Below are 616 nucleotides of genomic sequence, written 5' to 3'. Positions count from 1 at the left end.
ATATCCACGGCGGTGAACAACCGTTGATTGTTTCGGCCCGCGCGTTGTCATGGCTGTCTCCATCACTGTCGGCAAATGATTCGATGCCAGCTTCGCCCAACCGTTCTGCCAATTTGATCGAAAGGTATTGACTGCCCCGGCGGAGTAATGAACAAGCCCTATGGCCTTTGTCGGCTGCTGCTCACGAACAGCCTGTTCCAGCGCTTTGAGAACGAACCCGGCAGACGCCGAGGCTCTGACACGCCAGCCAACAATCTTCCGGGCATAAGTATCAATAGCGAAAGTGACCTAGTTGAAATCGCTGACCCGGAGCATGTTGGGCAAGGGCACACTGAATTGCCGGTCACCTTGTCCAGCGGGCGTGAAGCCTTCTTGTCGGGCACCGTGGCCTTGTGAGGCTTATCCAAGATGATGCCCCATGCTTTTCATCAGCCACGTCACGCCGGGCACGGTCCAACAACCGGGCCAGATTGGCGCTCCTCGCCAGGTGCTCATAATGCGTAGAAGTGGGCAATCGGCAGGACAGTGCAGATCGGCTCACTGCACGTTTGTCTCGGCTCAAGAAATCCGCGCCGTTCTTGGCGCCTGGAATGCCATTCAACAAGGCATAATCGCG

At 56.7% G+C, this 616-nt stretch carries 2 protein-coding genes; both read left to right on the top strand.

The window, feature by feature from the left end; all coding sequences use genetic code 11:
• Nucleotides 1-147: 147 nt before the first annotated feature.
• The gene (locus AC58NV_RS23710; protein ID WP_497229327.1) at nt 148-396 is read left to right on the top strand and encodes a hypothetical protein; all 249 of its coding nucleotides are present in this window, start codon (nt 148-150) and stop codon (nt 394-396) included.
• Between the two features lie 22 nt (nt 397-418).
• On the top strand, nt 419-616 hold a 198-nt coding region (locus tag AC58NV_RS23705; protein WP_497229326.1), incomplete at its 3' end, for a hypothetical protein.

It is taken from the genome of Leisingera sp. ANG49 (assembly GCF_059694505.1).
Note: the sequence above shows the minus strand (reverse complement) of the source record. Positions and strands in the feature narration are given on the sequence as shown.

Coding starts and splice junctions, on each gene's coding strand:
- AC58NV_RS23710 (WP_497229327.1), top strand. CDS start 148: ATGAACAAGCCCTATGGCCTTTGTCGGCTGCTGCTCACGAACAGCCTG.